This window comes from Microbacterium sp. F51-2R, from assembly GCF_052180235.1.
GTDB lineage: Bacteria > Actinomycetota > Actinomycetes > Actinomycetales > Microbacteriaceae > Microbacterium.
The window spans coordinates 2112517-2124837 of the sequence record NZ_CP197470.1; the positions used below are offsets into that span (position 1 = coordinate 2112517).

10 protein-coding genes are annotated in these 12321 nt (G+C 70.9%); 5 read left to right on the top strand and 5 right to left on the bottom strand.

Features of this window, described 5'->3' with window-relative positions; genetic code table 11:
* Positions 1–19 precede the first annotated feature (19 nt).
* Together ACSBPH_RS09390 and ACSBPH_RS09395 are read right to left on the bottom strand one after the other, a co-directional pair.
* Positions 20–805: a hypothetical protein gene (locus ACSBPH_RS09390; RefSeq protein WP_442574084.1), complete on the bottom strand. Its 786-nt coding sequence runs from the start codon at positions 803–805 to the stop codon at positions 20–22.
* Positions 802–1833, bottom strand: coding sequence for a Gfo/Idh/MocA family protein (locus ACSBPH_RS09395; protein ID WP_442574085.1), 1032 nt, complete (start codon positions 1831–1833; stop codon positions 802–804). The genes ACSBPH_RS09390 and ACSBPH_RS09395 overlap by 4 nt, the downstream gene beginning before the upstream one ends.
* A 106-nt stretch (positions 1834–1939) precedes the next feature.
* Between ACSBPH_RS09395 and ACSBPH_RS09400 the strand changes: the two genes are divergently transcribed.
* Positions 1940–3223, top strand: coding sequence for an ROK family protein (locus ACSBPH_RS09400; protein ID WP_442574086.1), 1284 nt, complete (start codon positions 1940–1942; stop codon positions 3221–3223).
* A 93-nt stretch (positions 3224–3316) separates the two neighbouring features.
* Positions 3317–4780 carry a hypothetical protein gene (locus ACSBPH_RS09405; protein WP_442574087.1) on the top strand — a complete coding sequence of 488 codons (1464 nt, stop codon included), beginning with the start codon at positions 3317–3319 and terminating at the stop codon, positions 4778–4780.
* Positions 4781–4842: 62 nt separating this feature from the next.
* Here ACSBPH_RS09405 and ACSBPH_RS09410 read toward each other — a convergent pair whose 3' ends face one another.
* Complete coding sequence (locus ACSBPH_RS09410) at positions 4843–5988, bottom strand: Gfo/Idh/MocA family protein (RefSeq protein ID WP_442577276.1); 1146 nt, start codon at positions 5986–5988, stop codon at positions 4843–4845.
* A gap of 118 nt (positions 5989–6106) precedes the next feature.
* Positions 6107–7156: a substrate-binding domain-containing protein gene (locus ACSBPH_RS09415; RefSeq protein ID WP_442574088.1), complete on the bottom strand. Its 1050-nt coding sequence runs from the start codon at positions 7154–7156 to the stop codon at positions 6107–6109.
* Positions 7157–7447: 291 nt separating this feature from the next.
* On the opposite strand from ACSBPH_RS09415, the gene ACSBPH_RS09420 reads away from it, so the two are divergent.
* The 3 genes from ACSBPH_RS09420 to ACSBPH_RS09430 all read left to right on the top strand — a co-directional run bounded on the left by ACSBPH_RS09420 (position 7448) and on the right by ACSBPH_RS09430 (position 11211).
* Complete coding sequence (locus ACSBPH_RS09420) at positions 7448–8932, top strand: sugar ABC transporter ATP-binding protein (RefSeq protein ID WP_442574089.1); 1485 nt, start codon at positions 7448–7450, stop codon at positions 8930–8932.
* Positions 8929–9978 carry an ABC transporter permease gene (locus ACSBPH_RS09425; protein ID WP_442574090.1) on the top strand — a complete coding sequence of 350 codons (1050 nt, stop codon included), beginning with the start codon at positions 8929–8931 and terminating at the stop codon, positions 9976–9978. The genes ACSBPH_RS09420 and ACSBPH_RS09425 overlap by 4 nt, the downstream gene beginning before the upstream one ends.
* Positions 9979–10071: 93 nt before the next feature.
* Positions 10072–11211 (top strand): ROK family transcriptional regulator, encoded by a 1140-nt coding sequence (locus ACSBPH_RS09430; RefSeq protein WP_442577277.1) that lies wholly within the window; start codon positions 10072–10074, stop codon positions 11209–11211.
* 114 nt (positions 11212–11325) lie between these two features.
* Here ACSBPH_RS09430 and ACSBPH_RS09435 read toward each other — a convergent pair whose 3' ends face one another.
* Positions 11326–12318, bottom strand: coding sequence for a Gfo/Idh/MocA family protein (locus tag ACSBPH_RS09435; RefSeq protein ID WP_442574091.1), 993 nt, complete (start codon positions 12316–12318; stop codon positions 11326–11328).
* Positions 12319–12321 lie beyond the last annotated feature (3 nt).

Here is a 12321-nt window from a genome sequence, read left to right on the forward strand (position 1 = left end):
TCCCCCGAATCAGCTCCGTTTATGAAGTGAACGCGGCGGCGGAAGAGCTCGCCGGCGAGTGCAGGATCGCCTCGGCGAGCGCGGAGTCGCGCGTGTAGTCGGCGAGGTCGGACGGCGTCTCGCGCGCGTCGAGGGCAGCCACCAGGCGCCGCAGGGCGAGCCGCTCGGGCCGCTCGAACCGCGTCGGCGAGACGCGGCGGGACGAGGCATCCGTCACCGCGAAGCGCACATCGCGGTCGTCGGCCTCGAGCTCCGCGCGGGTCTCGCCGAGCGTCGTGACACGCAGGCGTCCCGCGGGTGGCGCACCCGCGGACGCCCCCACGACGAGGGAGACGGATGCCGCGTCCCCCGCGGCGAGGAGTGCCACACCGCGTGCTCCGCTGAACTCGGCCGTGCGGAGTGCGAGAGGGGCGCGGGCGAAGAGGCGCGCCCACGCCAGCGCGTCACGGAGGGCTGCGGCCAGCGCCTGCCGCGGAGCGTGGCACTCCGCGACGACGGCCGCCGGATCTCCGACCGGTGCGGCGAGCGCATCGCCGGCGACATCGGCGCGGAAGAGCTTGCGCTCGAGCACGATCGGGATGCCCGCGAGCCGATCGAGCGCGTTCGTCGGGGCGGGGCCGGGAGCGCTGACGAGGACTCCCACGGCGCCGGAGTCGTCGGCGCGGAGCGCCTCCTGCCACCACGAGCCGGCACCGTCGACGACGACGATCGCGCCGTCGGGCGAGTCGGCGACGCTCGTCGTGGCGGGAAGCTCGGCGATCGCCGCACGGTAGCGCGCGACCGGCGAGAAGACGCGCGTGGTCATGCCGTCACCCCCGCGAGGATCGCGGCATCCTCGGCCAGGCGCAGCGCGTACCGCACGTCGTCGAGGAGCTCGTCGTACTCGACCGGCTCGCCGCTCGCGAGGAGGTCGGCGAGCGCCGTCCACTCGGCGACGTAGCCGTCGCGGTCGTCGCGGAGATAGGTGGTGTCGCGCCCGTCGATCGCGCACACCCGCACGCTCGCACTCCCGGCGTGCACGAAGGCCGGCGGGAAGGTCACGTCGAGGCGATCGCGATCGGTCGTGACGGTCAGGCGCCAGAGCGCATCGGCACCGTCGGGGAGCATCACGGTCGTGAGCTGCACCGGGATCCCGCTCGCGACGAACCCGACGGCGTAGCCGACCGGCGGCAGGGCCTGCGCGAAGACGACGCGCTCCAGTCGCGGGGCGAGGTCGCGGACGAGCGGAAGATCGTGGATCGCGAGGCCGGTGAGGAGCGCGCGGACGGCGGATGCCGCGACCGCCGGGTCGCGGAGGTCGGGCGCGGGGCGCGCGGCCGAGGGAGCGAACGCCTCGGTGACCACGTCGTGGTAGCGGCCGTTGGGAGGGAGCGAGAGCGTGACCGAGATCGAGACGACGGGACCGCCCGCGGCCGACAGGTGATGCCGGGCTCTGCCCCACGCCGGGTCGTAGTAGTGGTTCGTGCCGACCACGAGCGGGACGCCCGCGCGACGGCATGCCTCGATCGCCTCTTCGGCATCGGCGAGCGTCGTCGCGACCGGCTTCTCGCAGAAGACGGCACGCTTGCCCGCGGCGACGCTGGCGATGATCTGGGCCGCGTGCTCCGCGGGAGGACTGCAGATCGCGACGACCTCGACGGCGGGATCGCGCAGCAGCGCCTCGACGCCGGCCGACGACATCGCGCCCGAGCGGGCGGCGAGCGGCGCGGCGCGGCCGCTCCCGGCATCCGTCACGTGCACGACGCGGAAGGCGTCCGCCATACCTGCGATCGTCGGCAGGTGCAGCGCCGCGACGCCCGGTCCTGCGCCGATCACACCGACACCGTGTGGCATCCTCGCCCCCTCCGCTTATGCGGAAAGAGTACATAAGTTTTCCTGGAGATGACCATAGCGGCGCCGAAATGGACGCAGGTAGCCGGGTCTTGTGTCAGAATCTGCTATGGCCAAGGAGTCCACACTGCGCTTCGGCGCGCAGACAGACGAAGTGACGAGTCTGCTGCGGATCGTCAACATGGTGCGCACGCACGAGGCGTCCACTCGCCCCGAGATCGGTCGCGTCACCGGCCTCGGCCGCGGCGTCGTCACGCAGCGCGTCGATCAGGCGATCGAGATGGGCTTCCTCGAAGACGGCGAGTTCGGCCCGTCCTCGGGCGGACGCGCGCCTCGCACGCTGCGCTTCCGCAGCGATCGGGGGCGGATCCTCGTGTGCGCCCTCGGCGCCCTCCACATCCACGTCGGCGTCGCGCTCCTCGAGGGCGACATCATCGACGCGACGCACCGCTCGTGGGACATCTCGCGAGGCCCGGCCGAGACGCTCGACACCGCCATGACCATGGTCGACGAGCTCCTCGAACGCACTCCCGACGTGCCGATCTGGGGCGTCGCCGTCGGCGTGCCGGGGCCGGTCGACTTCGTCACGGGGCGACCCGTCGCGCCCCCGATCATGCCGGGCTGGAACGGCTTCGACGTGCGCCGCAAGTTCGAGCAGCGCTACGAGGCGCCCGTGTGGGTCGACAACGACGTGAACCTCCTTGCCCTCAACGAGCGGGCGCGGCGCCGCGACGAGCACGCCGACCTCATCTACTGCAAGATCGGCACGGGCATCGGCGCGGGCCTGCTGTCGCAGGGGCGCCTCCACCGCGGCGCGAACGGCGCGGCCGGCGATATCGGCCACGTGCGCGTGCGCGACTCCGACGTGCCGTGCCGCTGCGGCAAGGTCGGATGCCTCGAGGCCGTCGCCGGCGGGTGGGCGCTCGTCCGCGACGCGGAGAAGGCCATCGCCGAAGGCGCCACCGGCTATCTCACGCAGGCCGCGGCCGCGGGCGAGCCGATCACGCCGGAACGGATATCGCTGGCCGCCGAGGACGGCGACGCCACTGCCATCACGCTCGTGCAGCGATCGGCGCGCGTCATGGGAGAGTCGATCGCCGCCCTGGTCAACATGTTCAACCCGAGCACGATCGTGGTGGGCGGCGCGGTCCCCTCGGCGGGCGAGATCTTCCTCGCCGAGGTGCGCCAGCGCGTGTACGAGCTCTCCCTCCCCCTCGCCACGCGCGACCTCACGATCGCCCAGTCGGCCAACGACATCCTGGAGCCGCTGCGCGGGGGCGCCGAGATGGTGCGCGAGCAGCTCTTCGACGCGACCTTCCCGCGCTGGTTCGCCGAGGGACGGCCGAGCGTCGAGGCCATCTTCGAGACCGTGGCATCCGGCACTTCTTCCTAAAACCGACGAAAGCGTGTAACTTCCTGTCCCAAGACACGAGACACAAGGAAGTGCCCCATGCCCGCCACCGTCGCCGCGGGGAAGTAGCCGGTCATGGCCCTCCCCGTACTGCTGCCCGACGCGCTCACCTCGACGCCGTCGGGATTCGCACTGCGCCTGAACCTGCCGTGGATCCGCTCGCTTCCCCTCGCGAGCCTCAGCGACCTCGTCGTCACGATCGACGGCGAGCCCGTCGACATCGTCGTCGCACTCGAGCGGCGACGGGTCGCGCCGTCGGCCCTCGCTTTCGAGTCGGGCTGGTGGTTCGTGCAGGACCGGCTGGTTCTGGAAGGGCGACGGATGCTGTCTTCCGGCGCGCATGACGTGTCGGTGTCGTTCACACTGCTCATCCCGTATCTGCAGTCGGGGCCCGCGGGACCGCTGACCCTGCCGTTCCACGCCGCCGCCCCGCTGACACCGGAGGCGTCGACCCCGGCGGTCTCGGTCGTCGCGGTGGTCGCGGTGGTCGAACCCGCGGCGGACCCGCACGACCAGGTGCGTGCGGACGACGAGACTGCGGGGTCGGTCGAGTGGGACCTGGGTGCGAGCGCCTTCAACTGGACCCCCGAGGTGATCCGCGCCGATCGCGCCTCCGCCGACATCGCGGTGGGCATCGTCGAAGACGGCGTGGCCACCACGATCGAGATCGAGCCCGGACAACTGTGGCGGTCGTTCCCCGTGACGTCCGACGCCGAGGTGGACGCGTTCCGGTCGCGGCTGGAGTCAGCCGGCGGATCCGTCAGCATCCTCGGCGGAAGCCTCGACGATTGGGCGCTCCCGGCGGGGCGACGAAGCACCGAGGAGCGCGCGGGATTCCTCGTGCCACAGCTGCGCGCCGCGGCCCGGCTCGGCGCGTCGGGCGTGCGGGTGCCGTTCGGCCAGGCCGGCGCCGAGCTTCTGCGCCGCCTGCAGCCCGTGCTCGCCGACCTCGACATCGTGCTCTACGAGGAGATCCAGGGGCAGCAGAACCTCGACGTGCCGGCGATCGCGGAGAACCTCGCCCTGCTCGAGTCGCTCGACGACCCGCACGTCCGCGTGCTCGTCGACATCAGCATGCTGATGCCGTCGCTTCCGCCGAGCTACCTGGAGGAACTGCGCGCCTCCGGGGTCGACGGGGCTCTCGTCGATCGGCTCGCCGACGACTGGCGGGCACCCGAGACGCACGACGCGGTCGTCGCCGCGCTGCGCGGAGGCGAGGTGCCGCCCGCCGTCCACACCCTCTTCATGGACCTTCTGATCCGCTTCGGCCGATCGACCGTCGCCGATCTCGAGCCGCTCCTCCCCCTGACGGCGGGCGTGCATCTGAAGTTCTGGGACCTCGACGACACCGGCGGCCGCGTCTCGCAGCCGATCGCCGACATCGGCGGGGCCCTGCGGGGCGCGGGTTTCGCCGGCACCCTCACGAGCGAGTGGGGCGGGCACGAGTGGCTCGCCGGCGACCCGGCCGCGATGACCCGCGCCCACCTCTCTCTCGCGCGCCGCGCGCTGGCCACGGCGTCGGCCCCGTCGCCCCGCTGACCGAGTCGCCGAGCGAGGAGCGAAGCGACGAGAGGAGGGGCGACGCCTCCGTTACGAGGAACTCAGCTGTCGGTCGGGGTCCAGGCGCTGCCGGCCGTGGAGCTGCGCTCGACGGCGGCGAGCACGCGCTGGATGTGCAGGCCGTCGTCGAACGACGGCTCGGGCTGGCTACCCTCGGCGATCGCGTTCACGAAGTCGACCACCTGGTGGCTGAAGCCGTGCTCATAGCCGAGCATGTGGCCCGTCGGCCACCACGGCGCGAGGTAGGGGTGATCGTGCTCGGTGACGAGGATGCGGCGGAAGCCGAGCTCGGTTCCGGGCAGCGTCGCGTCGTAGAACTCGAGCTCGTTCATGCGCTCGAGGTCGAACGAGACCGCGCCGAGCGATCCGGCGATCTCGATGCGGAGGGCGTTCTTGCGGCCGGTGCGGAACCGCGTCGCCTCGAACGAGGCGAGCGCACCCGACGAGAGCCGGCCGGTGAAGAGCGCGAGGTCGTCGACCGTGACGGGTCCGCGCTCCTCGAGCGCCGTTCCCGAGAGCCCGACCCCCTCGCCCATCAGCGGACGCTCGTTCACGATCGTCTCGAGGATGCCGGAGACGGTCTCGACCTTCAGCCCGGTGATGTACTCGACGAGATCTACCGCGTGGGCGCCGATGTCGCCGAGGGCGCCCGATCCCGCACGGTCCTTCTGCAGGCGCCACGTGAGCGGCGCATCGGCGTCCATGAGCCAGTCCTGCAGGTACTCCGCCCGCACCTGGCGGATCTCGCCGAGCCGCCCCGCCGCGACGAGGTCGCGCGCGAAGGTCGCGGCCGGGACGCGCCGATAGGTGAAGCCGACCATCGACCGCACCCCTCGCGCGGCGGCGCGGGACGCGGCATCCGTCATCGCCTGCGCCTCGTCCACCGTGTTCGCGAGCGGCTTCTCGCACAGCACGTGCTTGCCCGCCTCCAGAGCGGCGATGGCGATCTCGGCGTGGGTATCGCCGGGCGTCACGATGTCGACGACGTCGATGTCGTCGCGGGCGATCACTTCGCGCCAGTCGGTCGCACTCTCGCGCCACCCCCACTTCTCGGCGGCGGCCGCGACAGCCGCCGCGTTGCGCCCCACGACGACGTCCATCTCAGGCGCCAGCGGGAGGTCGAAGAAGCGCGGCGCGACGCGCCAGCCCTGCGAGTGGGCGGCGCCCATGAACCCGTGGCCGATCATGGCGACGCGCAGGGGGCGGCTGGTGGGTGTTTCGTCGGTCAACGCGGTGTCCTCTCGCGGGGAAGGGACCGGGGCGCCCGCCTGCGCGGGCACCCCGGTACTGGTCAGTCTCTGACGATCAGGACGCGAACGCCAGGTCGTAGTACTGGTCGACGTTCTCCTTCGTGACGACGGGCGCGTCCAGCACGATGCGGTTCGGGATGCTCGGCGTGATGATGTCGCCGAGCGTCTTGCTCTGTGCGATGAGGCGCGCGAGCGCGATGCCGTCGGCGGCCTGGGTCGACGGGTAGATGACCGTCGCCTTGAGCACCGAGTCGTCCGCCTTGATCGCGTCCATCGCGTTCTTCGAGCCCGCGCCGCCCATCATGAAGAACTCGTTGCGGCCGGCCGCCTCGATCGCGGCGAGGACGCCGACGCCCTGGTCGTCGTCGTGGTTCCAGATGGCATCGATCTTCGGGTTGGCAGACAGCAGCTGGGATGCCGCCGCCTCACCGCCCTGCACCGTGAAGTCGGCCGCGACACGGGCGCTGACCTCGAGGCCGCAGTCGTCGAGGGCGTCGGCGAAGCCCTTCGAGCGGTCCTGCGTCAGCGGGAGCGAGTCGATGCCCGCGATCTCGGCGACGATCGCGTCGGGCTTGTCGCCGAGCTGCTCGCAGATGTACGTGCCGGCGCTCACGCCCATGCCGTAGTTGTCGCCGAGGATCGTCGTGCGCGCCGCGAACGGGCTCGAGAACTCACGGTCGACGTTGATGACGGGGATGCCGGCGGCCATCGCCTTCGTGGCGACCTCGGTGAGTGCGGCACCGTCGGTCGGCAGCAGCACGATGGCGTCGACCTTGTCGTTGATGAAGGTCTCGACGGCGGCGATCTGCGCGTTGGCGTCGTTGGTGCCCTCCGCCATCTTGAGTTCGACGTCGTCGAAGCTGTCGGCCGCGGCCTGAGCGCCGGAGTTGATGGCGCCGAGCCAGCCGTGGTCGGCGGCGGGGCCCGAGAACCCGATGGTGACGGTGTCACCGCTCGCCTGGTTCTCCTCGGTCGTCGTGCCCTGGTCGACGACGTTCTCGCTGTCGTCGCCGTTGTTCGTGCAGCCTGCCAGCAGACCGATTGCCGTGAGAGCGACGACGCCGGCGACGAGAGTCCGGGTACCCGCCTTCCGAAGTGAACGCATGCTTCCTCCTTGAATGTGATGCAGTTCCGCAGCGCACTTCCGACGACCTGGGCCGCATCGCCCAGGTCACGTCCGTCCTCGCTGACGCGGTAAACGTAGCAGAGCGGTCATGCGAGCGACACCTTTTGTATAAGTTGCGGCAGAAGCGCTTTTCGAAAGTTCCGCTTGCGTGGAGCGGAATCAGGGGTTTGCGGCGCGGTGCAGGATGCCGAGGCATCCGTCGACGCGGCGGACCACGCATGTTATGTTCATGCCGTGATCAAAGATGACCACTCATCGTCGTTACTCGAGGTGACCGGCGCCACGAAGTCGTTCGCCGGCGTCAAGGCCCTGCGCGGCGTCGATCTCGAGGTGCTCCCCGGCGAGGTGCATTGCATCCTCGGGCAGAACGGCGCCGGCAAGTCGACGCTCATCAAGGTGCTCGCGGGCGTCCATCGCCCCGACGAGGGCACGATCCGGTGGCGCGGCGAAGAGGTGGAGATCCCCGACCCGCAGGCGGCGCTGCGACTCGGCATCGCCACGATGTACCAGGAACTCGACGTCGTCGACGGACTCACGATCGCCGAGAACATCTTCCTCGGGCACGAGCTCGCGCAGGGCGGCTTCACGAAGCGCTCCGAAGCCGCGCGGCAGACGCGGGAACTCCTGCGCCGGCTCGGCCACGGCAACCTCTCGCCGAACGCCGAGGTCGGTCAGCTCAGCGCCGCGAACAAGCAGATCGTCTCGATGGCCCGAGCCCTCTCGCACGACATCAAGCTCATCATCATGGACGAGCCCAGCGCCGTGCTCGACACCGAGGAGGTCAAGAACCTCTTCCACGTCGTGCACGAGCTGACGAGCTCGGGCATCGCGGTCGTCTACATCACGCACCGCCTCGAGGAGATCCGCCAGATCGGGGACCGCATCACGGTCCTGAAGGACGGGCGGAGCATGGCGAGCGGACTTCCCGTCGCCGACACCCCGACATCCGAGCTCATCCGGCTCATGACGGGACGGGATGTCGCGAACGTCTTCCCGCCCGCCGTCCCGATCCCCGCCGACTCCCCGACCGTGCTCACCGTCGAAGACCTCGCGCTGGCCGACGTCTTCGACGACGTCTCGTTCAGCGTCCGCGCGGGGGAGATCGTGGGCCTCGCGGGGCTCGTCGGCTCGGGCCGATCCGAGATCCTCGAGACGATCTACGGCGCGCGCAAGCAGACCTCCGGCACGGTCGCCGTAGCGGGCGAGCCGCTCCCCCGCGGCTCGGTGACCAAGGCGGTCGCTGCGGGAATCGGCCTCTCGCCCGAAGAGCGCAAGAGCCAGGGGCTCGTGCTCGACGAGCCGATCTTCGTCAACGTCACGCTGTCGTCGTTCACGCGGTTCGCCAAGGCCGGATTCCTCGACGAGCGCACCGAGCGCCGGATCGCCCGGGAGCAGATCGACGCGCTCGAACTGCGTCCGCCCGACCCCGACCGCCCGGCCATGACTCTGTCGGGCGGCAATCAGCAGAAGATCCTCCTCGCACGATGGCTCGTGCACGGCACGCGGGTGCTGCTCCTGGACGAACCGACTCGAGGAGTGGATGTCGGGGCCCGCACCGAGATCTACGCCCTCATCCGGCGGCTGGCCGCGGCCGGCAACGCCGTCGTCATCGTCTCGAGCGAGATCGAAGAGGTGCTCGGCCTCGCCGACACCGTTCTCGTGATCGCCGAGGGCCGTGTCCTCAGCATCCTTCCCGCCTCCGACATCGACGAGCACGGCGTGCTCGACCTGGTCATGAAAGGAACAGCCGCGTGAGCGAGCAGCAGAACGGGAGTGTCGCCGTGGCGACCGGGCCCGCGCCGGAGCAGCCCGACCGGTCCGATCAGTCGATGCTGCGGCGCGTGCTGAAGGGATCGGTCGGCCGCAACCTCGGCCTGATCGTGGCGCTGCTGCTGATCTTCGTCGTCGGCGCGATCACGGCCGGCGACACGTTCACGAGCGTCAACAACATGCTCGTGATCCTCCGCCAGGCCTCGATCATCGGCGTCATCTCGATCGGGATGACGTTCGTCATCATCTCGGGCGGCATCGACCTCTCGGTGGGCTCGGTCATGGGCCTCGCCTCCGTCGTCGCGACGCTCGACGCGATGCAGGCCTTCGCCGACAGCAGCCACTGGATCGTCATGGTGCTCGCGGCCCTCGCCGTCGGCCTCGCGGCGGGCCTGGTCAACGGCATCGTCATCGCGTACGGCAAGGTCGTGGCGTTCATGGCGACCCTCGCGATGCTCGTCGCCGCCCGCGGACTCGCCGAGATCCTCGCCGAGCGGCGCACCCTCATCATCTCCGATCGCGGGTTCGTGACGTTCTTCAACGCCGACTTCCTCGGTGTCGACGTGCTCATCTGGATCTTCGCGCTCGTCGCCGTGGTCGGCTGGGTGCTCCTCAACCGCACGACGTTCGGTCGCCGCACTGTCGCGATCGGCGGCAACCGCGAGGCCGCGCGCCTCGCGGGCATCAACGTGCGCCGCCACATCGTGTGGCTCTACGCGATCTCGGGTCTCGGCGCCGGCATCGCCGCCGTCATGATCATGGGCCGTACGACGGCGGGCACCTCGACCCACGGCACGCTCTACGAGCTCGACGCGATCGCCGCGGTCGTGGTCGGCGGCACGCTCCTCATCGGCGGTCGCGGCACGATCACGGGCACGGTGCTCGGCGTCCTGATCTTCGCGACGCTCAGCAACGTCTTCGTGCAGAACAACCTCTCCTCGTCCGTGCAGGCCGTCGCGAAGGGCGTCATCATCGTCGTCGCCGTGCTGCTCCAGCAGCGGTTCGCGAAGCCGACGGGCAGGACGACGTGACGCCTGTCACGCGGCGCCTCCCCGCCCCGCACGGTGGTTGACTGAATCGTGGTCACGCTCTCACCCGAATCGGCGGCCGCGGGCAGCGGCGCGATGGAACTGTTCCAGCTCCTGCGCGACGGCACGCCGCGCACGCGTGCGCAGCTGGCGAAGTCCACGGGGCTGGCGAGGTCGACGATCGCGGCGCGCGTCGATGAGCTCATGAAGATGGGGCTCATCATGCCGGTGGCGGATGCCGCGTCCACGGGCGGGCGACCGCCTTCGCAGTTCGCGCTCAATCCACGGGCCCGCGTCGTGCTGGCCGCCGACATCGGCGCCTCGCACACGACCGTCGCCGTCCTCGACCTGACCGGCGCGATCCTCGCCCGGCGCAGCGCCGAGCTCGCCGTCGCGGAGGGGCCCGTCCCGGTACTCACGTGGATGGTCGACGCGGCGGTCGGGCTGCTCGAGGAGTCGGGCCGCGACATCCGTTCCCTCGTCGGCATCGGGATCGGCGTGCCCGGACCCGTCGAGCACTCGACGGGGCAGCCCGTCAACCCGCCGATCATGCCCGGCTGGGACCGGTTCGATGTTCCGGGATGGGTGCAGCAGCACCTGCAGGTGCCCGTGCTCGTCGACAACGACGTGAACATCATGGCCCTCGGCGAGCGCGCGATCGCGTGGCCCACCACGGCGCACCTCATGTTCGTCAAGGTCGCGACCGGCATCGGCGCGGGCGTCATCTCGGGCGGCGAGCTGCAGCGCGGCGCGCAGGGGGTCGCCGGCGACATCGGGCACGTGCAGGTCGCGCGCGGCTCGGACGTGCCGTGTCACTGCGGGAATCGCGGATGCCTCGAAGCCCTCGCCTCCGGTCCCGCCATCGCCCGCTCGCTCCGCGAGCGAGGGGTGCCCGCCGAGAACGGGAACGACGTCATCGCTCTCGTCAAGGGCGGCAACATCGAGGCGATCCAGGCCGTGCGCCAGGCCGGACGCGACATCGGCGAGGTGCTGACGACGTGCGTCAGCCTCATGAACCCGTCGGTCATCGCGCTCGGCGGATCGATGGCGCGCGTCGGCGAGCACCTCATCGCGGGGGTGCGCGAAGTCGTCTACACGCGATCGATGCCGCTTGCGACCGAGCACCTGGCGATCGTGCCGTCCGCCGCGGCGGAGAACGCGGCAGTCATCGGGGCGGGCATGCTCGCGATGGAGCACGCACTCTCGCCCGAGGCGTTCCACTCCCTCGTTGGCTGACTCCGTGCGCGCGGCGAGGAGATCTCGCGGAACGAGGACGATCGGCGGCGCTGAGGCCTCGCCGCGGGAGATTCCCTCGAATCGCCTCCAGGATGAGTCGGGCGATGCGGCGGGTCAGCGCGGCTCGAGGCCCGCGACCCGATAGATGTCGTCGACGACGCGCATCGTGCCGACGCCGCGCGCGGCGTCGAGGATGCTGGGCGAGCCGTCCGCGAGCACGGCGGCCACATGTTCGAGCTGCCGTGCGTAGCTGTTCTCGCCGTCGGCCGCGTTCTCGTCCACCAGCACGTCGTCGCCGGCGGTGACGCGGAGCGTCGCCCCCCACTGGGGCACGATGACGCTCGTCGCCACAAGGTCGGCGGCGGAGCCGGTCACCCGCAGCGACATCGCGCCCTGATCGTTTCCGATGAACGAGGCGCGCACGCGGGCGGGCGCGCCGGAGCCGAGCCGCAGCACGGCGTCGGTCTGCAGGTCGATCCGCGGATCGTCGTCGTAGAGCACTGCCGCCGCGGACTCGACGACGGGCTCACCCCACGCGGCCCGGATGAGGTCGACCGCGTAGCAGCCGACGTCCATCACGGCTCCTCCGCCGAGGTCTCCGTCGAGGCGGATGTTGCCGGGCTTCACGACGAAGTGCGGGATGCTGAAGTCGATGTCGACACGGTCGACGTCGCCCAGCGCGCCCGAGGCGATGACCTCGAGCAGACGCTGCGTGAAGCCGTGCAGCCGGTAGTGGAAGCCGACGAACGCCCGCCGCCCCGTCTCGGCGGCGGCGTCGGCGATGGCCGCCGCCGTCGTGCCGTTGACCGACAGCGGCTTCTCGCACAGGACGTGCTTGCCCGCCTGGAGGGCGCGGACGGCCCACTCGGCGTGGGTGATCGGCGGCAGCGCGAGGTAGACGAGGTCGATGTCGGGGTCGGCCAGGATCGTCTCGTAGTCGCCGTGCTTCGGCAGGTCCAGCCGCTCGGCGAACGCGCGGGCGCGTGCGGGGTCCCGTGCACCGATGGCGTCGACGCGCACCCCGTCGACATCGCGCGAGGGCTCCACCATCGCGCGCTCGGCGATGCCGCCGGCACCCAGGATGCCGATGCTCAGATCGGATGCCATGTC